This is a genomic window from Yersinia alsatica (assembly GCF_902170305.1).
GTDB lineage: Bacteria > Pseudomonadota > Gammaproteobacteria > Enterobacterales > Enterobacteriaceae > Yersinia > Yersinia alsatica.
In genome coordinates, this window is the sequence record NZ_CABHWW010000034.1 from 24,657 (window position 1) to 49,188 (window position 24,532).

Sequence of the window (24,532 nt, forward strand, 5' to 3'; positions counted from 1 at the left end):
GTGGCCTACCGCAATGAATAGACTGATGGCTACTGGACGGCAGCATCTGACAGCCGTTTTTTCAGTTGGTAATATTGTTGCTCAACATATTGCTCTGCCGCGCGTTGGTCACTAATGGCCTCCACTTTGACCGCACAATGCTTGAATTCCGGTGTTTTTGACACCGGATCGACATGATCCACCGTCAGCTCATTACAAGCACCGATCCACCACTGATAAGTCATATATACCGCGCCAAGATTTGCCCGCTCAGTAACACTGGCGCGAGCAATCACTTTACCGCGCCGGGAAGAAATCCAGATCAGCGCTTGATCGACAACTCTTAGCTCACCGGCATCTTGCGGGTGAATTTGTACATAACCTGGCTCATCTGCCAGAATTTTCAATGTGGTACAGTTGCCGGTCATTGAGCGGCAGCTGTAGTGCCCCACTTCACGCACAGTACAGAGCGCCAGCGGATACTCACTGTTAGTCTGTTCATGAGGCGGCTGCCACGGCGCACAACTGAGCAAACCTTTGCCATCCTCGGTAGCAAATTGATTACCGGTATACAGGTAAGGAGTGCCGGGGTGATCTTCACTTGGGCAGGGCCACTGCACATAACCCAACCCCGCCATTTTTTCATAGGTTGCGCCAAAGAAGGGTGGGCACAAGCCGCGCATTTCATCCCATATTTGTTGGGTATTTTGGTAAGCCATCGGATAACCCATCGCCGTGGATATCAGGCTGATTATCTCCCAATCGGGCTTCACATCGCCCTTTGGCTCAATGGCTTTATTAAAGTGCTGGAAGCCGCGATCGGCGCTGGTATATACCCCTTCATGCTCCCCCCAAGACGTGGCCGGGAGAACTACATCCGCCAGCGCGGCGGTTTTGGTCATAAAGATATCCTGCACCACCACCAGCTCCAGTGCTTCAAACGCGGCGCGCATTGCGGCTAAATCTGGCTCGGTTTGGATCGGGTCTTCACCAAACACGTAATAGGCTTTAAGTTTTCCTTCGGCCACTTTATGCGGAACATCGGTAATCGAGTACCCCACATGAGCTGGCAACTCAGGGACTCCCCAGGCAGCGGCGAAGCGGCCTCTGGCCTCATTATCCGTCACTTTCTCATAGCCGGGGAAGGTGTTGGGCAGCACCCCCATATCACAAGCGCCCTGAACATTGTTCTGACCACGAACCGGGCCGACGCCGACATTGGGCCGCCCAAGATTACCGGTTAACAGAGCCAACGAAGACAGCCCTTTCACCACGTCCACGGCCTGCCCCCATTGGGTGACGCCCATCCCCCACAGAATCGTCGCCGCTGGTGCTGCGGCATAGGTACGCATCGCCTGACGAACAGCTTGCGCAGGCAAGCCAGTAATGTGCTCGACATCCTCCGGGCGATAATCTGCAACTCCCGCTTTCAGTTCATCAAAGCCACGGGTATGCGCGCGCACATAATTATCATCAAAGAGTTTTTCTTCAATCAATACATAAATAAAGGCATTCACCAACGCCATGTTTGCGCCATTTTTCAATGCCAGCCATTGGTCAGCAATGCGCGCAGTTTCAATGTGCCGAGGATCGCAGACAATCAGTTTGGCACCTTTGTTTTTGGCTTTGATAATTCGTCTGGCGACAATCGGGTGGGAATCAGCGGCGTTATAGCCAAACACCAAGATGCAATCGGTATTCTCAAGTTCGCCGATGGAATTACTCATCGCGCCATTGCCCAGAGTCTGCTGTAAACCAGCCACTGACGGGCCATGGCACAAGCGGGCGCAGCAATCGATATTGTTAGTGCCAATCGCGGCGCGAGCAAACTTTTGCATCACATAATTGGCTTCATTACCCGGCCCACGAGAGGAGCCGGTCATCATGATGGCATCCGGCCCATGGCGTTTTTTAATGGCTTTGAATTTAGTAGTGATAAAAGCAATAGCTTCTTGCCAGCTCACACTCTCAAATGGCTCGCCCCGTTTGCGGCGCAATAGTGGTGTCGTCAGCCGAGGGGTAAGCAGGCGGGTATCATTGAGAAAGTCCCAGCCATAGTAACCTTTTAGGCACAGCTCCCCTTGGTTGGTGACACCATTGGCTGGCTGTGCGCCTACAATTTCGCCGTCTTCAACCAGTAAATTTAATTTGCATCCGGAGCCACAATAGGGGCAGACCGTGAGGATCTTTTCCATTTTTCTATCCTTATGACCACCGACGTTACCGAGCAATACCCGGCACAGCGCCACGAGCAGCGCGTAATTGTCTGTCTCGCTGTAGAGTTTCCAACGCCATCGGCGTCACCAATTTCAGTGCTTTAGTTGGGCAGACCTCAATACAGGCCGGGCCTGCTTCACGCTGATGACATAAATCACATTTATGCGCCTGCGCGCTCACCGTGGTGTTATGGCTAATCGGCTCAACCATGTTCATCGCGCCAAACGGGCAGACCAACATGCAGGTTTTGCAACCAATACAACGAGATGCCATCACCTGCACACCATGATCGCCGGTGACAATCGCCCCATTTGGGCAAGAGTTTTCACAGGGCGCATCTTCACATTGATGGCAGAGGATTGGCGCACTAACCGCAAAACTTTTCATCACACTCAGACGCGGGTGAAACTGATCCGCCGTAATGCTGCTGACCTTATTATCTGTGCTATGCGCCACCACGCAGGCGATTTCGCAGGTGCGGCAACCAATACACTGAGTCATATCAGCGATAACAAATCGGTTCATCTTTTCTCCTGACCGCTGGCGTTATAAAACATCAAGATAATAAGCAATGCTTTCCGCCGCTTTACGCCCTTCGGCAATGGCGGTGACGATTAAGTCAGCACCACGCACAATGTCGCCACCGGCAAAGATTTTGGGGTTACTGGTTTGATATGGATAACCGGAGATCGTCGGGGCAACCACTCGCCCCTGTTTATCCAGCACCACATTGTGTTCAGCCAGCCACGACATCCGGTGTGGGCTAAAACCAAAGGCCATAATGACCGCATCGGCGGGAATAATGTGTTCAGAACCGGGGATAGGCCGCGCCTGCCGCCGCCCTTTGGCATCTGCCTGGCCCATTTCAGTTCGTATCATTTTGATGCCGGTAACCTGCCCCTGTTCATCGACTTCAATTCGCTGCGGTTGCAGGTTAAACATAAATTCAGCGCCTTCCTCGCGAGCATTTTTCACTTCACGTTTGGAGCCGGGCATATTCTTTTCATCACGACGATAAGCACAAATCACATTGGCAGCACCATGGCGCAGCGAGGTACGAACACAATCCATCGCCGTATCCCCACCGCCCAGCACCACTACCCGCTGATTTTCCATACTGGTATAAGGATGAGCACCACTGGCGCTATACCCCATCAAATGTTGGGTATTACCAATCAGGAATGGCAAGGCATCAAACACACCGGGAGCATCTTCATTTTCCAATCCGGAGCGCATCGAACGGTATGTCCCAACGCCGAGGAAAAGGGCATCAAACTCACCAAGCAGACTTTCCATGGTGATATCGCGGCCAATTTCGGTATTCAGGCAAAACTCGACACCCATCTCGCTAAAGATCTCGCGGCGGCGGGTCATCACCCCTTTTTCCAGCTTGAAGGCCGGAATACCAAAGGTCAGCAAGCCACCGATTTCGGGATAACGGTCAAATACCACGGGCGTGATACCGTTGCGAACCAGAATATCCGCGCAGCCCAGACCCGCTGGGCCTGCGCCGATAATAGCCACGCGCTTGCCCGTCGGCTTAACGTCGGACATATCGGGCCGCCAACCTGTCGCCAGTGCTGTTTCAGTAATATGCCGCTCAATCTGGCCGATAGTGACTGCGCCATCATGGTCATTCAAGGTACAAGCTTGTTCACACAAGCGGTCTTGCGGGCATACCCGGCCACAGATTTCCGGCAAACTGCTGGTTTGATGTGACAGCTCCGCCGCCTCATGGATGCGCCCTTGATGCGCCAACGAGATCCATTGCGGAATGGCGTTATGTAGCGGGCAAGTCCACTGACAAATGGTTTTATCACCACAATTCAGACAGCGCTCCGCCTGTTCAAGAATCTGGCCTTCGGTGAAAGGCAGATAGATTTCAGCAAAGCTGGTTTTACGCTCTTCCAGTGGGATTTTTTTCGCTTCCAACCTTGGTGTACGTGGCCGTAGCAATAAATTGACGGGAGCGGCATCACGGATATTTTTGCTTAGCGGGCTAAAAGAGTGAGAAACCCCGGCAGCGGTGGTGGTGCTAAATAAGCGGCCATTGTGGTCATTCAATGCCGAGCGCTGGCGCTTTTGTCGCTGTTGATTCAGTAAATAATTCTGATCAACCAGAGTCAGCGCTTGAGTGGGACACGTTTTGATGCAGGCTGGGCCATCAGGTTGGTCAATACATAAGTCGCATTTTTGCGCTTCAGTACGTTGATAGGCATCTGCCAAACGATGACTGGCGGGTTGTACGGTTTCGGTCACCACAGTCATCATGCCGAATGGGCAGGCAATCATGCAGGTTTTGCAGCCGATACATTTTTCCTGAATAACCTGAATGCTATTATTCATTTCAACAATGGCCCCATTCGGGCAGGTGCTGGCACAAGGAGCATCTTCACAATGGTGGCAAAAGACCGCTGTCGCACTGTCATTATTTTTAAACACTTTAACGCGGGGCGTGAAATAGTCTGGTTTATCAGGGAACCGACCCTCATGATGCGCGACAACACAGGCAACTTCACAGCTGCGGCAACCAATACAGCTTTCGGCATCTGCAACAATAAATGGATTCATATTATTTCTTCCCAGAAGTCATATCATTGCCGATAAATAATTATTATTTTCAACAACCATTTACAACTCTACAAAATCATTAACCTTACAAACATAGTGGCCATGATATTTTATTATTACAATTAATTTTTAATGCAAAAGAATCGTGCTTTTGTTGATATTTATGACTAATTAAATTGGCAAATGCACGAGGGCATCATAATAAATAACGGGAAGAATCGATTAAGCACAGGGGATTATTTTTATTAATACCAACAATAAAGGGAATTACTTGGCACGATGTTAATTAAAAGTTGATTTCACCAATCCAATCATTCGATACAAAATTGATCCAGATCAGTTTGATATTAAAGTCCAAAACAATTTCATTAGAAAATAACCAAAGTCATGGGTGTAACAATCAGGCAGCACGCGAATAAACCCCAGCGAACTGGCTCAAGCCAGAGATGCGAATATCTGAGAGAAGCGAACCAGGCTATCGCGCCAAGAATGCTGGGTATTTGTGATGATAGCCCCACTTTGCTGTACAGCAACACAACAATTAGATAATTTCCCGGCATTTTTTTGGGCCGATGCACAATGCGAATTATTTCCCCACTCCATATAATGGATACAGCGCTAACAAAGACATTAATGAGAATTAACTTTTGTATTTATATAACACCAAATAAAAAATAGGTTATTGCATCTTATTCATAAGGAATTTAAATGCGGCAACCTAAAAAATGATTTATAGAGGGTATAAAAATGAGTCTGGATGCCGCTGTGACCGAAAAACGGACCCATGTCCGATATATAATATTATTAATTATCTTTATTGTAACTGCAATTAACTATGCTGACCGGGCAACATTATCAATTGCAGGCACTGAAGTGGCAAAAGAGCTGCAATTAGATGCAGTTGCAATGGGATATATTTTCTCTGCTTTTGGTTGGGCTTACCTATTAATGCAAATACCCGGCGGCTGGTTGTTAGACCGTTACGGCTCAAAACGCGTTTATACCTATAGCCTGTTCTTCTGGTCGCTCTTTACCTTTACCCAAGGCTTTGTTGACATGTTCCCGATAGCTTATGCCGCTATCTCCATGTTTATCATGCGCTTTATGTTAGGTTTCGCTGAAGCGCCCTCCTTCCCGGCTAACGCCAGAATTGTTGCCGCCTGGTTCCCAACCAAAGAGAGAGGAACGGCATCGGCAATCTTTAACTCGGCCCAATATTTCTCGCTGGCTATCTTCTCTCCATTATTAGGTTATTTAACCTTTGCCTGGGGCTGGCAGCATGTATTTACTGTCATGGGTGGGTTAGGTTTTGTATTAACCATTGCTTGGGTCAAATTTATTCATAACCCGACAGATCATCCAGATATGTCAGCATCTGAACTGGAATATATCAAACAAGGTGGTGCAGTTGTTGATATGGACCACAAGAAAGCAGAGGGTCATAAAAGTGGTCCTAAATTAGATTATCTTAAGCAATTGCTAGCCAGTCGAATGATGTTGGGCGTATTTTTCGGCCAATACTTTATTAATACCATCACTTGGTTCTTCCTGACCTGGTTCCCCATTTATTTAGTTCAAGATAAAGGGATGTCTATTTTAAAAGTTGGGATGGTGGCATCTATTCCAGCATTGTGCGGATTCGCCGGTGGGGTGTTAGGGGGCGTATTCTCTGATTCATTAATTAAACGAGGCCACTCACTGACTTTCGCACGTAAAGTCCCTATCGTGTTAGGCATGTTATTGGCATCAAGTATTATTCTGTGTAACTACGTCGATAGTGATGTGGTGGTGGTTGCGCTGATGGCATTAGCCTTCTTTGGTAAAGGCTTTGGTGCCTTGGGCTGGCCGGTCATTGCCGATACCGCGCCAAAAGAGATCGTCGGTCTGTGTGGTGGCTTGTTCAACGTATTTGGTAACGTGGCCTCTATCGTCACTCCGTTGGTCATCGGCTATCTGGTGAAAGAATTACACTCCTTTAATGCCGCACTTATCTTTGTCGGTTGCTCGGCCATTATGGCGATGTTCTGCTACTTATTTGTTGTCGGCGATATCAAGCGATTGGAATTGAAAACAGTTTGATAGAACAAAAACAGGTGCCTCTGATGGGGTACTTGTTATTTAGAATGTATAAGATAAATATTATAAGGGTAATATTATGAGCATGGGTCATAGTCCGGTAGAAAATCCGCTTTATATTAAAGTGCAGGATGCGGATAACGTTGCCATTGTGGTTAATAATAATGGGCTGTGTGCCGGCACCCGGTTTAAATGCGGTCTTGAACTTATTGAGCATGTGCCGCAAGGCCATAAAGTCGCCTTGGTTGATATCCCTAAAGGTGGCGCCATCATTCGCTATGCCGAAGTTATCGGGCTAGCGGTTCGCGATATTGCTCGTGGCGGCTGGATTGATGAGTCATTAGTCGAACTGCCCGCAGCTCCGGCGCTGGAAACCCTCCCTCTTGCCACGGCGGTCCCTGAGCCCCTACCACCACTGGCAGGCTATACTTTCGAGGGCTATCGCAATGCCGATGGCAGTGTCGGCACCAAAAATCTACTCGCGATTACCACCAGCGTGCATTGTGTCGCTGGTGTGGTGGATTATGTGGTCAATATTATTGAGCGCACCCTGCTACCCAAATACCCCAATGTTGATGGTGTGGTCGCCCTGAATCACTTATATGGCTGTGGGGTGGCCATCAATGCACCGGCGGCAGTGGTGCCCATTCGCACCATCCATAATCTGGCACTCAACCCCAATTTTGGCGGTGAAGTGATGGTGGTCGGCCTCGGTTGTGAAAAACTGCAACCCGAGCGGCTGCTGGAAGGCACCCCAGACGTACAAGTTATCTCACTGGATGAGAGCAATATTGTGCGCTTACAGGATGAGAAACACGTCGGCTTCCGCTCCATGGTAGAAGATATTCTGCAAGTGGCTGAAAAGCATTTACAACGCCTAAATCTTCGCCAACGTGAAACCTGCCCGGCCTCAGAATTGGTGGTCGGTATGCAATGTGGCGGCAGCGATGCTTTCTCTGGCGTGACGGCTAACCCTGCGGTGGGCTATGCCTCTGACTTACTGGTGCGCTGTGGTGCCACCGTCATGTTCTCGGAAGTCACCGAAGTGCGCGATGCCATCCACCTGTTAACCCCACGCGCCATTAATGAGGACGTGGGCAGAAGGCTGCTGGAAGAGATGAAATGGTACGATGACTATCTCGAAACCGGCAAAACTGACCGCAGTGCCAACCCTTCGCCGGGCAACAAAAAAGGCGGGCTGGCTAATGTGGTGGAAAAAGCGCTGGGCTCAATTGCCAAATCAGGTCGCAGCGCCATTGTTGAAGTGCTGTCACCGGGCCAACGCCCCACCAAGCGCGGGTTAATTTTCGCCGCAACACCGGCCAGTGATTTTGTGTGTGGCACCCAACAACTGGCCTCCGGCATTACCGTGCAGGTATTTACCACTGGGCGCGGCACACCTTATGGTCTGGCGGCAGTGCCGGTCATCAAAATGGCAACACGCACTGATCTGGCGAATCGCTGGCATGATTTGATGGATATTGATGCTGGGACGATTGCCACCGGCGATGCCACTATCGAAGAAGTCGGTCAGCAATTATTTGAATTTATTCTGGATATTGCCAGTGACCGCAAACGGACCTGGTCTGATCAATGGGGGCTACGCAATGCGCTGGCAGTGTTTAACCCGGCACCCGTGACCTAAATTATTCTGCATGATTATCAGGCCGGTAATCTACCGGCCTATTTTTCTTCTCTGCGACATCACCCGTGCTATTCCTGCTCACCTAACTGCAAAGCCACATATAGCAACAAGCGATCGTCAAAGTTTGCCAAATCCAACCCTGTCAGCTCAGAAATACGATTTAGCCGATATTCCAAGGTATTGCGATGAATAAACAGTGCTTTTGCCGTAGCGGTGGGCTGCACATTATTACGGAACCAACAGGCCAAGGTGCGGCGCAGCAAACCATTGCTGTCCATCGCCCGCAATTTGGCTAAGGGCAGTGCCAGTTCATTGGCTTGCCAACCGCCGCGTAAACTGTCGAGCAAAACCGGTAAAACCAGATCCTGATAATAGTAACTGCGCTGCTCCGGCATTCGCTGTTTCCCCACCGCCATCGTGGTACGGGCGGTGCGATATGAGCGAGCGATGCTGCCGGGGCCGGTGAAAAAATTACCCAAAGAGAGGCGCACCCGCAGGCGACCTCGCTCCGTCATACGCGAAAGCAGCGACTCCATGCGCCGCCGATGATCGACGGCATCCCAACGGCCATGGCTATTCAGTGCCGGTTTCAGCACCACCATTTCAGTCAGGGAGACAATCGCAATCAGATTGTTGCGCTCTGGCGTGGTCAACAAAGTTTGCAGCTCTTGCAATTCCGACATGGCGCTGTCGACACTGAGCTGACCGCTGTCTACATCCACCACCGCCACAACGCGGGGCTCATTGATATCCACCCCAAGACGCTGCGCCCATTCAATCAGCGCCGGTGATATCTCTTCGGTGCGGATTAGGTTCAAGACTAGCTCTTCGCGCAAGCGGCTATCTTGCGCCAACAGGTGCACCAAGCGCGCCTGTTCCATCATCATTTCCGCCGCCATACACACCAGCTCGCCATACTGACGTAACTGGCCCGGATTCCCCGTCAGACCAATCACGCCAACAATTTCGCCCTCAAGGCGCAATGGCAGATTGATTCCGGGCTTCACGCCGTGTAATTGGCGCGCGACAGCTTCGTCAATGTCAACAATCCGGCCATGAGACAGCGACAACAGCGCGCCCTCATGTAGCTCACCGAGGCGCTCTTCATCACCGCTGCCAATAATCCGCCCTTTGCCATCCATCACATTAATATTGGTATCAATGATCTTCATGGTACGAGTGACAATATCCTGGGCTAGCCGGGGGTCGAGATTATAGACGCTCATGAGTAAGACCTCAGTTTAGGCTAATGCACCAGCATATGTGGTCTGTAGTGGGATTACATTGGACAACTGCCCAATTTTGTAGTGCAAGAGAGAGAGTTGAGGCGATGCTCACAAAAATGATAAATCAGGATGAGAATAGAGGGGAAAGAGTGATAACTGGCGGGCATTATCCGCAAACTCCCGATAAAGGGATCAGGGCCAGCAAGTGTTAGCCCTGATGGATAAATGACGGTTATAAATAAATGATTATGATTTAGCGGCAGCCATACCAATTGCCAATGTGGCAGCAATATTGCGCGCCGTCATGAATACATTGTCGGCAGCATTATCCAACGCCTGCTCCAAGGTACAAATACTGTAAATCACACTAAATACGGCATCCAGACCATGTTCATACACCACATCCACATCGGCAGTCAGGCTACCTGCAATCCCAATCACCGGTTTGTTATAACGTTTGGCTACTCTGGCGACACCGATAGGCACCTTGCCGTGAATGGTTTGGCTATCAATCCGCCCTTCGCCAGTAATCACGAAAGTGGCATCGCGGACTAATGCATCCAGACCAAGGGCATCGGTCACAATATCAATCCCCGGACTTAACGTCGCCCCGCAAAAAGCCAGCAACGCCGCACCTAAGCCCCCTGCCGCTCCCGCACCTTCAACCTGATCAACATCAATATCCAGATAGCGCTTAATAACACTCGCGTAATGCAGCAATCCTTCATCCAGTTGAGTCACCATCGCCGGGGTGGCCCCCTTCTGCCGCCCGAAAATAGCCGAAGCCCCTTCACTGCCGGTCAGTGGATTAGTGACATCACAGGCAACATCGATTTGGCACTGTTTAATCCGCGGATCCAGCCCGGAAATATCAATTGAATCCAGCTCAGATAGCTTCCCGCCGCCGAAACCCATCTGCTTGCCATGCTTGTCTAATAATTTGACACCCAGCGCCTGCACCATCCCCGCGCCACCATCATTGGTCGCACTGCCACCGATTCCGATAATGATATGTTTCACGCCCTGATCCAGCGCATTACAAATCAGTTCACCCGTGCCATAAGAGGTGGTTTTCAGTGGGTTGCGTAACTCTGGCGGGACCAGCTCCAGTCCACTGGCCGCAGCCATTTCAATAAATGCAGATTTTTCATCACCGGATATCCCGTAAAAGGCATCAACTTCTTCCCCTAACGGGCCGGTTACATTGACCTTAATGATCCGCCCGGCAGTGGCGGCAACCATAGCTTCTACTGTGCCTTCGCCGCCATCAGCGACCGGCAACTTGATATATTGCGCATCAGGAAACTGGGTACGAAAACCCGCTTCAATCTGCACCGCAACGTCCAACGCGGATAAACTTTCTTTATAAGAGTCCGGAGCGATGACTATTTTCATAAATGATTTAATCTCATGAGCTATCCGATGCCGCACGGGCACCGGCACCACTGATTAACGTGTCACTTCAACTTTAGCCAATTTCTCGTAATAGCAAGCCAATGCACTGTGGTCTGCGGTTCCCAGCCCATCGGCTTTCAATGCTTGCATCATCTCCATGACTGCGGCAGTTAACGGCAATTGTGCGCCGACACCGTGCGAGGTATCCAGGGCGTTAGCCAAATCTTTAATATGCAAATCAATGCGAAAACCCGGTTTGAAGTTACGATCCATCACCATCGGCGCTTTGGCTTCCAGCACGGTACTGCCCGCCAGGCCACCACGGATGGCCTGGAACACCAGATCCGGATTGACACCGGCTTTGGTCGCCAGTACCAAGGCTTCAGACATCGCGGCAATATTCAGCGCCACCACCACCTGATTAGCCAGTTTAGTCACATTACCCGCACCAATATCACCAGTATGAACGACTGAGCCGCCCATGGCTTTCATCACCGCAAAACACTGGTCGAAAACCGCTTTATCGCCACCCACCATCACCGACAAAGTGCCATCGATCGCTTTCGGCTCACCACCACTGACGGGCGCATCCAGCATCGCAATCTGCTTTGCTGCCAGCGCTTCGCTGATTTCGCGGCTGACCAGCGGCGCAATCGAACTCATGTCAATCAGCACCGTACCCGGCTTCGCGCCTTCAATCACGCCATTCTCACCCAATACCACCTCCTTCACATGAGGCGAGTTAGGCAGCATGGTAATAATGATATCGCACTCTGCTGCCAGTGCTTTTGGCGTTGCCGCCGTGCTGGCACCAGCACTGAGCAGCTCATCCAATACCGACGCATTCCGATCAAGGACAGTTAACGAGTAGCCCGCTTTCAGCAGATTCTTACTCATTGGTTTTCCCATAATTCCTAAACCAATAAAGCCGATTTTCATTTGTCACTCCTCAATTAAGTCGCCAGGCCGTCAATGCGGCGGCACTGAATAGTTAAAACAGGCCGAACATTATTTTTTAAATTTGTCGCACAATGCCTGGGTGGCACTGCGAAATACCCCCAAGTCACTTCCGACCGCCACAAAAGTTGCGCCCCATTCCAGATAACGGCGAGCATCAGCTTCTACCGGTGCCAGAATGCCGCTCGGCTTACCCTGTGCTTTAGCGCGGTCGAATATATGGCGAATTACTTTTTGCACTTCAGGATGGTTTGGCTGCCCCAAATAACCCAGCGCAGCAGAGAGGTCGCCCGGGCCGACAAAAATGCCATCCACACCATCAACGGCAGCAATAGCATCCAGATTATCCACCCCTTGCTGACTTTCGATTTGCACCAGTACGGTAATGTTGTCGTTAATGGTGGCGAAGTAATCCGGCACGGTGCCGTAATTATTGCCACGATGAGAGACCGAAACACCGCGAATACCTGCTGGCGGATAGCGGGTTGAGGCAACCGCACGAATAGCCTCTTCTTCACTTTCGACAAAAGGAATCAGGAAATTGTAGAAACCGATATCCAGCAACCGCTTGATAATAATGGGTTCATTACAGGGTGCGCGGACAACTGGCGCGCTATTGCTGCCTTTCAGCGCCATTAACTGTGGGATAAATGTCGTGACGTCGTTCGGGGCATGTTCACCATCCAACACTAACCAATCGAAACCCGCCAGACCTAATACCTCGGCTGAAATATGATTTGCCAGCGCGCTCCAGCAACCAATCAAGGTTTGCCCTTGTTGTAGGTTGCGGCGGAACTGATTAGGATAATTTTGGAGACTCATTTTCAATCCTTATTCTACGATTCACGATAATCATTATAGAAACCGCGTTCCAATAAACCATCGGGCAAAAGAACAGGAATAATGAGTTATTAACTTATCGTTATAGGCAGATGCACAATAAAATGCGCCCTGCTTCACAGACTGTGTCATGCTCGCAATGGCATCACTCATTCGGCGCTCTGGATGAGCAAAGGAGTAATGGCAAAGAGTTCACAAAATCTCGCCACAGTAGTGATAAGGTACAGAGTCAGCAGGTGGAGAGTGCTGTGGAGAGTGCTGATGTGTTTTGGGCTATTTGCACCATAGGCTGTGGTCAACCACACTTGCCAGATAAGAAGTTGGAGGAGAGCAACGTGCAACGTGAACAAGTTTTAAGCAGTGCGCTCAATCTGTTAGAGCAGCAAGGGCTGGCAAATACCACGCTGGAGATGCTGGCAAAAGAAGTCTCGGTCGAAGTCAGTGATCTGGCCCGATTTTGGCCTGACCGCGAAGCATTATTGTATGATTGCCTGCGCTATCATGGTCAGCAAATCGATACCTGGCGGCGTCAGTTGCAGTTGGACGAGACATTATCGCCCAAACAGAAGCTACTAGCGCGCTATCAAACACTGAGTGAACAAGTGCAAAATCAGCGCTATCCCGGCTGCCTGTTCATTGCTGCGTGCAGTTTCTATCCTGATGATGATCACCCCATTCACCAGTTAGCGGAGCAACAAAAACTCGCTTCATTGCACTATACTGAGGAGCTGCTGCAAGAGATGGATGCTGATGACGCCAGCATGGTGGCACAGCAGATGGAGCTGATTCTGGAAGGTTGCCTGAGCAAGCTACTGGTTAAGCGCCAATTGGCAGATGTTGAAGTCGCCAAACGCTTGGCTGAAGATGTTTTGGACGTTGCCCAGTGCCGTAAAAATGGTGCGCTAAGCTAGGCTGCTCTGAACAGAATTTTATGGCAATTACTCGGCATTTTTTCTTTTTTTGCCTGAAAAGAGAGCGATCAGCACAGTTTTAGTGGTTTTAAGCTATAAATCCGTTGACGATCAGCGGCCAATACGGTTTAATGCGCCCCGTTGCCCGGATAGCTCAGTCGGTAGAGCAGGGGATTGAAAATCCCCGTGTCCTTGGTTCGATTCCGAGTCCGGGCACCAAATTCATATCAACGGACCTCCACGGAGGTCCGTTTTTGCATTCTAAGCCCTTACAAATCAACACCTCTACATTCCCTTAACTCCACCCAACTCAATCAACTTCAACCCGCATCAAGTCCCTTGCGAGGGTACAACTGAGGGTATAGTCTGATTCGATAAAATTTATACCCCTTTTACTATCAGGAGATACCGCCAATGGCGCTCACTGACGCTAAAATCCGTGCAGCTAAACCGGATGAAAAACCTTATAAACTTGCCGACAGCGGCAACATGTTTTTGCTCGTTCACCCTAACGGCTCGCGCTACTGGCGGCTCCGCTACCGGTTTCTGGGCAAAGAGAAAACGCTCGCTATGGGTGTATATCCTGAAGTTTCGTTATCAGAAGCAAGGGAAAAGCGCGATGCTGCGAGGAAGCAGATAACCGAGGGAATTGACCCCTGCGAACAGAAAAGGATCAAAAAATCAGTCCCCGAAACAGCTCTGACATTTGAAGGCATCGCAAGACAGTGGCATAAGAGCAATAAAAAATGGTCCGAAGCTCACAGCGAGAAGATACTGAAAAGTCTCGAGACGCATGTTTTCCCCTTCATCGGCTCACGTGATATTACCACCCTCAGGACTCCCGATTTACTTGTCCCCGTTAAAGCTGCCGAAGCAAAAGAGATTTATGAGATTGCCGCCCGCCTTCAGCAACGTATCACTGCAATCATGCGCTATGCCGCCCAGTCAGGCATTATCAGCTATAACCCTGCAGTAGATATGGCTGGCGCTTTAACGACGGTGAAACGCCAGCATCGCCCTGCCCTCGCCTTAAATCGCATTTCAGACCTCCTTGAACGACTGGATGCCTACAGAGGACAACCTCTTACCCGACTGGCAACTAAACTTACCCTGCTTATCTTCATCCGTTCCAGTGAACTTCGCTTTGCCAGGTGGTCTGAGACCGACTTTAAGAAAGCCATGTGGACCATTCCTCCAGAACGGAAACCTATTGAAGGGGTTAAGTACTCACATCGTGGATCCAAGATGCGTACAGAGCATCTGGTGCCACTCTCCACTCAGGCGCTGAATATACTGCAGCAGATCCACACGATCAGCGGAGAACATGAACTGATTTTCACCGGCGATCACAATCCATGGAAACCCATGAGTGAAAATACCGTGAATAACGCACTGCGACTGATGGGCTACGATACAAAGGTCGATGTCTGTGGTCATGGATTCCGGGCAATGGCCTGCAGTTCGTTGATTGAGTCAGGATTGTGGTCCAGGGACGCAGTTGAACGCCAGATGAGCCATCAGGAGCGAAATGGCGTACGTGCGGCTTATATTCATAAAGCGGAGTTTCTGGATGAGCGCAGGTTGATGCTGCAATGGTGGGCTGATTTTTTAGATGCAAATGCTGAGAAATCAGTAAGCCCCTTTGATTTTGCAAAACTCCAGTTCAGATAGCTGCCCCCAAAACCTGTCAGAATAGTTCACGTTAAGCACCTCCATTTCGGGGGTGCTTAACAGAGGTAGTTTTTATTTTTTGAACAAAGATTGCATTCATGATTTTTCATACATGTAACCTCTTCTACAGCCGGTTATAAAGCTCAGCTTAGTGCCAGAAGTCAGCCTCAATCTAAGCTTTACTATCGGCCAAAAGTGAATGCTCAAAGCAAGCAGCCATCGGGCGAGCATGTTAACGGCTTTAGCAAAATGCAGCTTGCTAGTTCCCCAAAATGTGGCCAAAAGAAGAGCAAGGTATAAATGAAATGCCCATTATTGAAGCAACCCGAGGACGAAGATATGCTGGAACAAGTACCCCATCCGCAAGAGACACCTTGTGCATCTGCTTGTTTTAGTTAACGATGAATTATCATAGGACGGGAAGGGTATTAGTGCTAAAATTACTGGTTTTGTAATAACTCATATTCGGTGTCCTTAGGGAATTCGTTTTGAAGGGGTTAGGTAGGTGCACTTTAGTACGTTCCATTAAAAAGTACCGATGAGCGGCATTTGAAGGTGAGTTTGATGCCTGAATGAGCTAAGGTGTAAAGAGGTTTTCATGCGAAATTTATTTTTTTGTAGGTTAAAATGAACGAAAGAATTACAGAAAACATCGTTAGGGATACCCTGAGGAATTTAGGTTATTTTGATCATGAAGATATAATAATTGAAGAGCAGAAAAGTCAAAATACGAAAATACAAAATCTGCTGAGAAGTGCGAGTAAGACTGGAAGAGGGGGTGTGGGCGCCCCAGAATTCATAATAAAATCAAAAAAAGTTCAGGACTTTGTGATTGTTTTTGAATGCAAGGCAGATAACAAAAAACACGCTAGTGAGCTGTTGGATTGTCCTAAAGACTTTGCTGTTGATGGTGCTATTCATTACGCACGTTATTTAGCAAAAGAGTTTAATGTCATTGCTATAGGTTGTAGCGGTCAGACGCGATCTAATTTGCGTATTTCAACATATCTACAGCCAAGAAGTGTTGCAGGTTTTATTCCCGAATGTAAGCCATTGAATAACAAAAGTGGCACCCAAATTGATAAAATAATAAGTTTTGACAATCTCATTGAACATGCAACATACGATCCAGAAGTTGAAAAAGGTCGCCTTTCGGATTTAATGTCATTTTCGAAAGAACTTCACAATTACATGCGTGATTATGCAAAGCTCAGCGAAAGTGAAAAGCCACTTCTAGTAAGCGGAGTCCTGATTGCTTTGAGTAATATCGCGTTCTCAAAAGTATTTCCTATTTACACACCTGACGAGCTGCCAGAGAAACTCTGTGATGCAATTGAGGAGGAAATCAAAAAGTCTGACATCCCTCATGCAAAAAAACAAAATATGATTCAGCCGTACTCATTTTTACGTGTTCATCCAGAATTGAGTCGAGCGGATAAACTTACAGGTGAGAGTCCGCTCTATAACTTGATTGACAAAATCAACACTCATGCATGGCCATTCATAAGCGTATATCATGATTATGATATCATAGGGCAGTTTTATGGCGAGTTTTTGAGATACACAGGTGGGGATAAAAAGGCTCTTGGCATTGTTCTGACCCCTCGTCATATAACAGATCTTTTTTCGCGTATTGCAAATGTGCAGAAAGATAGTACGGTTTTTGACCCCTGCTGTGGTACTGGTGGCTTTCTCGTTTCCGCAATGCATCAGATGTTTAAAAAATGCATAACTGAGGATGAAAAAGCAAGGGTGAAACAATATGGATTAATAGGTGTAGAGCAGCAACCAAATATGTATGCGCTCGCGGCTAGCAATATGATTCTTCGCGGTGATGGAAAAGCTAATCTACACCAAGGCAGCTGTTTTGATGACGCGATTACTAAAGAAATTATTTCTCGCCAGCCCGATATAGGAATGATTAACCCCCCCTATGCTCAGAAAGGAAAAGGCCTTCACGAATTAGCGTTTGTTGAGCACATGCTTGATTGTTTGAGAGTCGGAGGGGTTGGAGTCGCTATAGTTCCGATGTCTTGCGTAATCACTCCACATGAAACAAAGCATACTTTATTATCTAAGCACTGTCTTGAAGCTGTTATGTCCATGCCTGACGAGCTTTTTACTCCTGTGGGAACAATCACATGCATTATGGTTTTCACTGCCCACAAACCTCATGAAGCTGAGGGTAAAAAAACTTGGTTTGGATACTGGAAAGATGATGGGTTTGAGAAAACTAAACAGCAAGGTCGGACAGATATATCAGGCCGCTGGGAAAACATCAGAGATAGATGGCTTCACTCATATAAGAATAGAGAAGACATCCCAGGCTTGTGCGTGAAGAAACAGGTCACGGCTGACGATGAGTGGTGTGCAGAGGCTTACATGGAGACAGATTATTCCAGCGTGCTTAAGGCTGACTTTGAAGCGGCTGTGAAGAAATTCTTAGTGTTCAATATATTGAGGGATGAAGAAACTCCTGAAGTCGATGATTTAGGAGTTGAGGATGATTTGGAGGCATCGGAGTGAAACTTGTAAGTGTCTCAGACTTGTTTGAAGTTAAATATGGTTCAAACCTAGAGTTAAATAAACAAACTATTGATCCCGAAGGTGTATCGTTTGTATCCAGAACAGCAAAAAACAATGGTGTTTCTGCAAGAGTATGTCTAGTTGAAGGTGTCCCCCCCCTTCCTGCTGGCTCTATTACAGTCGCGTGCGGAGGTTCTGTCATGGAGTCTTTCCTGCAGTCTGAGCCCTTTTATAGTGGCAGAGATATATATTATTTAACTGCAAGATTGGATATGTCTAGCCAAGAAAAAATATTTTATTGCGCCTGCTTACGCGCCAACAAATATAGATTTAATTATGGACGACAAGCAAATAGAACTCTTGCAGAGATAAAAATCCCATCGTTAGAATCGGTACCTGAATGGGTACAGCACGCCAATATTTCTGCTGCCGATAACATTTCAAAATGTTTGCTCGATGAAATTATTGAGCTTGATGTTAGCTCATTTAAACCCTTCAGGTACGATGATATATTTGAGATTGACAGAGGGCGTGGGCCTAGGAAAAAAGAGCTAAATGGAAGAGGTAAACATCCTTTTGTTAGCGCCTCAGAGTTTAATAACGGTGTGACAAGCAAAACTGATCACGTTCCAATGCATCAAGCAGGAGTTATTTCTGTCGTTCGTAACGGAAATAGCGTGGCAAACGCATTTTATCAAGACAAGCCTTTTTGCTCAACTGAAGATGTGCACATATTTACGCCTAAATTTAACATGAACAAATACGTTGCCTTGTTTTTATGTGCCCTCATTAAGAAGGAGAGATATCGTTATAGTTACGGCAGGAAGTGGGGGATAGCCAGGATGAAAGAATCCTTAATATTCTTGCCAGTCGATGATACTGGTGAGCCAGATTGGTTACTAATGGAACGATATATTAAGACATTACCATTCAGCGCTGCCATCTAAAGATGATAAAATGGATTGATATTCCCCCCGTAGACAAATTCTTTACTCACCACGAGGCCTGTCGGAAGGCCTCTGTAGTGGTGCCACCCAGCTCTACCAGGCGGCCATAGATAGCTTTTACGAAGCTTCTTTCGCCAAGAGCTGCATGTTGAGTGAGCTTGTTGTCAAACCCGCTCTGTCGAACCGGTAGCGCATATAAGCCGAGATATCGTCCTCATGGGAGGAGACAACTAATTGGCAATGCTTGAGCTCACAACGGAGTAGATCGGTCAGGGATGCAACGTTGACTTCATCCAGTGATTGCGACGGGTCATCAATCAGGATTAGAGGCACCTGCGAATAGACTTTGTTGAGCGAGAGGAAGAAGGCAAGGCTAAGGGCGGACACTTGGCCAGAGCTCATGGACATAACTGCGTCGTGTTCAGACTTCTCCGCAGTCAGGAATCTCAATTGCGTACCTTCTCGGCTCTCGATAAACAGGCCCAGGCCACGCTGGTAGTTTTGGATCAGACGGCCACTGTAGATGTGGAATATGAACTCAATAGCCGAAATTGTCTGGTCGGTATAACTTTGCTCTGTCTTCTTCAGTGTGCTGCGGAGCTTTTCGACTTTATCTTGTGCTTTTTGGGCTGCCTTAGTTTCTTTTTCGATAACTTTAAGATCGGTAATACAGGTTTGGAGCCTGGAATGTTGAGCCTCATTAGCTTTAATCGATATGTACTTCTCTTTGTCCTTCAGGTCTTCAGCCGTGACTATATAGAAGTCCTGTAGGTCTTTGAAAGCGCGGTTTGTGGTTTCTCGCCAGTCCTCCGGCAGCGCTAAGGCATCAGCTTCAACCTGTTTTTTATTTCTTAGAATCTCCTTAAGCTTTTCAAATCGCTCATCTACTACGTCATCAATTTCCGTGAATGCGTAAGTAAATTGAATATGTTCACTTTGCAGCTTCTCCAGTAGCTGGATAATTGCCGGGAGCCGAAGCTTAATTCTGCTCAGCGCTACATGAAGATTTGGTTCAAAGGTAGGCGTAAGAAGTTTCAGGCGGTCTTGTATGTGGGTGTTGATGAGTTTCAGCTCAGCGTCCATAGCAGCGATAAGGATAACTAAGCCTTTACCGTCCTGCCCTAGCGAATCAGAGATCTGCTTATTTTTTGCTTCAATGGCATCTACCATTGATTTGTGATCTTCCCAGTCAGCGCCACAGAGGGGGCACATCTTATCGTCGGGATAGGACTTTTTATGTTCCTCAAGCAGTTGCTTTTTCAGATGTTCCAATTCGGCTACGACGTTCGCATTGGTGCTGCTTTTTTCTACTAGTCTGTTTCGAGATTGAATTTGTGACTCAAACCACTCAAGGCGCCCATCTTCCCAGTTTGGTAGTGATCGGGCTTCTTCGACCTTGATGACCTTAGCACCGCGTTTGATGATGTTTGCTGAGCGCTCTAATTCATCAATCTCCTGCTTGATAGCTTCAAGCCCATCAAGCTTACCAAGGTCTTTACCGAACCGAGCCAGGCTTCTCAGTGATTCCTCGTTACGCTCGATGGCAGCATCGATTGTCTCGTTGTGAACCCTGGTTTTTATCGTGGCTTTGAGTGGCAGAAGGGCAATAATCTTACGAACTGATTCCTGGTAGGCTGCATGGTTGTAGCGGTCAACAAAAACTGGCCACGACTTTAGAGTTTTTCCAGAACAATCGTTCTGATTCATTCGGCGTCAAACCACCATTATATTGATGAGGTCTGAGCTGGCTGTAATATCCTGTGATGTAATTCGTTATTGCCGTGCTGGCTTCGCTAAAATTCGCGTAGCCGTTATCCGGTACCCACTCTGTTTTCAGGCTTCTGAAGAATCGTTCCATTGGGCTGTTATCCCAGCAATTTCCCCGGCGACTCAGGCTTTGCTTTATCTGACACCTCCACAGTAACTGCCTGAAATTCCTGCTGGTATAGTGGCTGCCTTGGTCCGAGTGATACAGTAAATTAGCCGGCTTTCCCCGTGCTTCCCAGGCCATCGACAGGGCTTTACCTGTCAGTGCGGAATCAGGGAAAAATGACATCGCCCAGCCAACCGGTTTACGGGAAAACAAATCGAGTACAACAGCCAGATAAGCCCAGCGTTTTCCCGTCCAGATATAAGTCACATCACCGCACCAGGCCTGATTAGGCTCGGTAACAGCAAACTGGCGATCCAGATAATTAGGGATCTCAATGTGCTCCTTAGACGCCTTCTTATAACGATGGCCAGGTTGCTGACAGCTGATAATATTGAGCGCTTTCATTAGCTTTGTTGCCCGCCAGCGGCTCAGTTTTATACCTTTGGTGGTGACCATCGCGGCAATGCTTCGCGCTCCTGCTGAGCCGTTACTTTCGCGATAAACTTCACGCACAAGGCTCAGTAATGCCACTCTCGTGGCGTCAGGCTTCCTGGGCTGCCGCCAGTATTTATAACTGCTGCGATGAACCCCAAACACGTTGCACACAACGGCAACAGGAAACCGCGCCCTGAGTTTCTCAACTAATGAGAATTGTTCAGGGAGTCTGACATCAAGAGCGCGGTAGCCTTTTTTAATATATCCCTTTCCATTTCAACGCGTTGAAGTCTTTTCTTTAGCTCGCGTATTTCAATCTGCTCAGGTGTCATGGGTGAAGCAGTGGGTGATTTTCCCGCTCGCTCTTCTTTCAGTTGTCGAACCCATTTGTCCATTGTGGATTTGCCGACGTTCATTGCCGTAGCAGCGGCGGCAACGGTGTAATGCTGATCGAGTACAAGCTGGGCAGCTTCGAGGCGAAACTCGGGGCTAAAATTGCGTCTGTTACGTCCGGTCATAATGTCACCTGTTTTGACTATGAGGTGATGATATCACCTCTATTCAGGTGGCCAAATTCACTATGCCACTACAGGTCTACCGCAGAATACGATGAGAACAGTATCTCCTTGTCCCATCCAGGTTGAACATCAGTCGTCGAGAGCTTTTTGTACTCAATGATCCCAGCCTCTGCCTGCAAAGAGTCTCTTAGGGTGGCTATCTCTTCTTTAAGTGATACAGCTTTTGCCGTGCGTTCCGGATTGTTGATGTACCTTGTAAGTTTAGTGTATATAGTGTTGCAGTTTTCGATCTCAGCTTCAACATCGCTGATGTTAAAGAGGTTTCCAAGTTTCTCCTTACGTTCGTCTACCCGAGTGTGTAACAGCCGGTTTTGTCCTTGCTCGAGATAGTTAAGGAAAGAGAAGTTTTCCCTGAAATTTTTTCCGAAAATTTCGTCCAGGAAGTTGTTGTCGCGCAGATTGTTCTTGGTGAAATCAGATGATTCAAATTCTGGTAGCTCATAAAGCCTGAAGTTCCCATATTTGTCTGCACGATTGTTTGCTGGTTTTTTGAATATCGCCGCAGGGCAATGTCTGGCTAAAACAAGTTTGCGACCATCATTAATGAATTCAATCTTGATGCAGAGATCGTTATCGCCAGAGCGACTGTTCCAGAAGAGATTGTCTGCATAGTCTCTCTTGTTCCTGGTTAATAATGTATTGAATAGATTTTGTATTCGATTGATCTGGCCGGTAAGCAGCAGTTCGATTGCGTCGAAAATGCTTGTTTTGCCATAACCGTTTGGGCCGTCAAGAGTTAGCAAGGACGCCCCGCCAAGGTCCAATAAAATATTCTTGAATGCTTTGAAACTAGAGACTTCAATCCTGGATATTTGCCATTTCATTACGAATCATTTCCTTGATAAAGTCGTCAGCGTTTTTGTCTGTGACTTGCTGGATAGTCGAATATATATCGTTCAGGTCGGTTTCAGCTACAGCTTCAGCAGCTTGCAACCTCAAGGACACAAGGTTCCCTTGATGACTAGGTAGTTCTAAGAATGGAAGCTTGATAAAGGTCTTCGCAGCGAAACTGTATTGTGTGGCGACAAGAGGGTTTTCTTTATATTCAAGAAATTCCTTTTGGTCAGCAATCACCGTTAACAGTTTGTCATAGGTAAAATTAGCGAGCACGCTTTCTTCCGCAACACTGTAATAGAGGACATATTTTTTATAAAAGTGCGGATCTTCCTCAATTGCGAAGATTTCTTCTTCGTGATCCTTAAACCTGGCCAGAACATCAAGGCGATGAATACAAATCAAGTCGCAGTTTTTCTTAAAGCTTGGGTTTCTGAGAAATTCGTCAGGAGCAAGTTGATTGATTCTGTTATTTAGTTCGGCCGGATCCAGGAGATCGTCAAGATTATGTAGGACTGCGAACCTGATAGCAGATCCAGACTCGCGAATATAAAAGCTTGTGTTGTCCATGTCGAGTTTACTGACAAAGTCATGGGCCAGAAGTGCTTCATTAATGAGTTGTTTTATCATTCAGTCGTTCCTCCGCGTCGTCTTTTGTTATGACACTAATGCATAGCGACTTGGTGATGTTGCTCTCAAACTTTTCAGTGGTTTGCTTGTTGTCAAAGTCATCCGAGCTCGTGAATTTTGTATTAAAAGTGAATGAGGTTTCCGCTTTACTGGCGATTAAATGGTTGTACTCAAAAAGCAGTCTCAGCAGGTCTCCGTTGTTTTTCATTTCACGGATCATGTCAAACTCACACTCTTCGCTTTCATCCACGTCAAGAGCGGTAGGTACGTAGAACCGATTTACGTTGTCAAGATAGTGTGGAAGATGGTTGAATATAGGTTCCATCGAAATAGCCTGTATCAGCTTGGTGTATCGCCGGATGTCGTTCTTCTGAACGTCTTGAAACCGCTCGGATGGTTTCATCATCTGGCAAAGGGTTTTTAATTCGTTGATGTGCGTTTTGCGAATATGCTCACTCAGAAGTCTGGCTCTCTCATAAGTGGCATCACTCATTGTTGGTAGCATCTGATCCAATCTTTCTTCTAAATGGGTTTGGAGCCTGGCCTTTAATTCAACTGCATAGTAATCCCTATTCTGGTAGGGGTTTTCGGTCAGCAGTTCCGTTAAAATACTCCTGGCCTTGATACGACCCTCGTATGCGGCTTTGTCTTCTGAGATCCCGTCAACTTGATTCAATTTATGGTTATGTATTGCCTTGGTGCTAATTTTTTCAGACAGTAAGCAGTAGTTAAAATTTATAAGGTTATCGCTGACAATGATTGACTGTTTTTCACATAATTTTTTTATGAGTTCTTTGGTCAGTCCTTCAATCTCATCCAAACCACAATGATAGTTGTCTCCATAGCGATAGAATTTTACTGTTTCTCCGCTAGTGCCTCTGTGATCGCCTGTCTCATCTAGCGGGACAGATACATGGAAGTAACGCGTTGTCCCCTTGATTTTATCGTGTTCGATTAAAGTTGACTGTTCCAGCGCCTTGATATAACCACTTCGATATTTACTTATCTTAGCTTTGACTTGATGGGCGGTGTGTAGTTTTCCGTTTTTATAAATAGCGAAGTCGTCACTGCTGTCTAGCTGCAGCTCGAAGTCCAGATCGTTATCGTGAATCAGTTTAAGAGAGTGATATAACGCAATTTTCCCTTGATAAACGAAGCCGCTCCACGAGGATACGGCGCTAGCTGGATACTTCTCATCATCTTCTTGGCTCACATAACCTC

General features: G+C 47.6%; 18 protein-coding genes and 1 tRNA gene. 7 read left to right on the top strand and 12 right to left on the bottom strand.

The annotated features are described in order from the left end of the window. Window positions 1-29: 29 nt before the first annotated feature. The 3 genes from fdhF to aegA are packed head-to-tail and all read right to left on the bottom strand — an operon-like array spanning window position 30 to window position 4,767. On the bottom strand, window positions 30-2,174 hold the full coding sequence (fdhF, locus tag FTA96_RS21085) for a formate dehydrogenase subunit alpha (RefSeq protein WP_050152037.1): 2,145 nt from the start codon (window positions 2,172-2,174) through the stop codon (window positions 30-32). 25 nt (window positions 2,175-2,199) lie between these two features. Further along, entirely contained in the window at window positions 2,200-2,721 is a 522-nt protein-coding gene (locus FTA96_RS21090; RefSeq protein ID WP_050135651.1) for a 4Fe-4S dicluster domain-containing protein, read from the bottom strand. 21 nt (window positions 2,722-2,742) lie between these two features. Further along, complete coding sequence (gene aegA / locus FTA96_RS21095) at window positions 2,743-4,767, bottom strand: formate-dependent uric acid utilization protein AegA (protein ID WP_050135653.1); 2,025 nt, start codon at window positions 4,765-4,767, stop codon at window positions 2,743-2,745. Between the two features lie 747 nt (window positions 4,768-5,514). Between aegA and FTA96_RS21100 the strand changes: the two genes are divergently transcribed. Next, window positions 5,515-6,846, top strand: a complete 1,332-nt coding sequence (locus FTA96_RS21100) for an MFS transporter (RefSeq protein WP_050110961.1) — start codon at window positions 5,515-5,517, stop codon at window positions 6,844-6,846. A gap of 76 nt (window positions 6,847-6,922) precedes the next feature. Continuing rightward, window positions 6,923-8,488 carry a galactarate dehydratase gene (gene garD / locus FTA96_RS21105; RefSeq protein WP_050152035.1) on the top strand — a complete coding sequence of 522 codons (1,566 nt, stop codon included), beginning with the start codon at window positions 6,923-6,925 and terminating at the stop codon, window positions 8,486-8,488. A gap of 68 nt (window positions 8,489-8,556) precedes the next feature. Here the strand turns inward: garD and FTA96_RS21110 are convergent, their stop codons facing one another. The 4 genes from FTA96_RS21110 to garL all read right to left on the bottom strand — a co-directional run bounded on the left by FTA96_RS21110 (window position 8,557) and on the right by garL (window position 12,888). Beyond that, window positions 8,557-9,714, bottom strand: coding sequence for a CdaR family transcriptional regulator (locus FTA96_RS21110; protein ID WP_050110959.1), 1,158 nt, complete (start codon window positions 9,712-9,714; stop codon window positions 8,557-8,559). A gap of 246 nt (window positions 9,715-9,960) precedes the next feature. Then, window positions 9,961-11,109: a glycerate kinase gene (locus tag FTA96_RS21115; protein WP_145574839.1), complete on the bottom strand. Its 1,149-nt coding sequence runs from the start codon at window positions 11,107-11,109 to the stop codon at window positions 9,961-9,963. Window positions 11,110-11,163: 54 nt separating this feature from the next. Beyond that, the gene (gene garR, locus FTA96_RS21120) at window positions 11,164-12,048 is read right to left on the bottom strand and encodes a 2-hydroxy-3-oxopropionate reductase (protein WP_050135655.1); all 885 of its coding nucleotides are present in this window, start codon (window positions 12,046-12,048) and stop codon (window positions 11,164-11,166) included. Window positions 12,049-12,117: 69 nt separating this feature from the next. Next, window positions 12,118-12,888 carry a 2-dehydro-3-deoxyglucarate aldolase gene (gene garL, locus FTA96_RS21125; RefSeq protein ID WP_050110956.1) on the bottom strand — a complete coding sequence of 257 codons (771 nt, stop codon included), beginning with the start codon at window positions 12,886-12,888 and terminating at the stop codon, window positions 12,118-12,120. A 353-nt stretch (window positions 12,889-13,241) separates the two neighbouring features. Between garL and FTA96_RS21130 the strand changes: the two genes are divergently transcribed. From FTA96_RS21130 to FTA96_RS21150, 5 genes are all read left to right on the top strand, one after another. Then, window positions 13,242-13,817, top strand: a complete 576-nt coding sequence (locus FTA96_RS21130; RefSeq protein ID WP_050110954.1) for a transcriptional regulator — start codon at window positions 13,242-13,244, stop codon at window positions 13,815-13,817. Between the two features lie 143 nt (window positions 13,818-13,960). Then, window positions 13,961-14,036: transfer RNA gene (locus FTA96_RS21135), tRNA-Phe, on the top strand. Window positions 14,037-14,231: 195 nt separating this feature from the next. Further along, window positions 14,232-15,488, top strand: a complete 1,257-nt coding sequence (locus FTA96_RS21140; RefSeq protein WP_046051727.1) for a tyrosine-type recombinase/integrase — start codon at window positions 14,232-14,234, stop codon at window positions 15,486-15,488. Between the two features lie 627 nt (window positions 15,489-16,115). Beyond that, the gene (locus FTA96_RS21145) at window positions 16,116-18,014 is read left to right on the top strand and encodes an HsdM family class I SAM-dependent methyltransferase (RefSeq protein ID WP_136345331.1); all 1,899 of its coding nucleotides are present in this window, start codon (window positions 16,116-16,118) and stop codon (window positions 18,012-18,014) included. Further along, window positions 18,011-18,961 carry a restriction endonuclease subunit S gene (locus tag FTA96_RS21150; RefSeq protein WP_046051731.1) on the top strand — a complete coding sequence of 317 codons (951 nt, stop codon included), beginning with the start codon at window positions 18,011-18,013 and terminating at the stop codon, window positions 18,959-18,961. Before FTA96_RS21145 ends, FTA96_RS21150 begins: the two co-directional genes overlap by 4 nt. Window positions 18,962-19,078: 117 nt before the next feature. Here FTA96_RS21150 and FTA96_RS21155 read toward each other — a convergent pair whose 3' ends face one another. The 5 genes from FTA96_RS21155 to FTA96_RS21175 form a co-directional block, all read right to left on the bottom strand. Then, window positions 19,079-20,668, bottom strand: a complete 1,590-nt coding sequence (locus tag FTA96_RS21155; protein WP_222424318.1) for a hypothetical protein — start codon at window positions 20,666-20,668, stop codon at window positions 19,079-19,081. Next, window positions 20,613-21,787, bottom strand: a protein-coding gene (locus FTA96_RS21160) for an IS3 family transposase (protein WP_145574842.1) whose coding sequence is annotated in 2 segments (ribosomal slippage) — window positions 20,613-21,529 and window positions 21,529-21,787 — 1,176 coding nt in all. Because the reading frame shifts where the segments join, the coding sequence is not laid out codon by codon here. Before FTA96_RS21160 ends, FTA96_RS21155 begins: the two co-directional genes overlap by 56 nt. Window positions 21,788-21,855: 68 nt before the next feature. Then, window positions 21,856-22,671: an AAA family ATPase gene (locus FTA96_RS21165; RefSeq protein ID WP_222424319.1), complete on the bottom strand. Its 816-nt coding sequence runs from the start codon at window positions 22,669-22,671 to the stop codon at window positions 21,856-21,858. Next, entirely contained in the window at window positions 22,646-23,311 is a 666-nt protein-coding gene (locus tag FTA96_RS21170; protein ID WP_046051733.1) for an ABC-three component system middle component 1, read from the bottom strand. The genes FTA96_RS21165 and FTA96_RS21170 overlap by 26 nt, the downstream gene beginning before the upstream one ends. Further along, window positions 23,292-24,524, bottom strand: a complete 1,233-nt coding sequence (locus tag FTA96_RS21175; protein ID WP_046052091.1) for an ABC-three component system protein — start codon at window positions 24,522-24,524, stop codon at window positions 23,292-23,294. The genes FTA96_RS21170 and FTA96_RS21175 overlap by 20 nt, the downstream gene beginning before the upstream one ends. Window positions 24,525-24,532 lie beyond the last annotated feature (8 nt).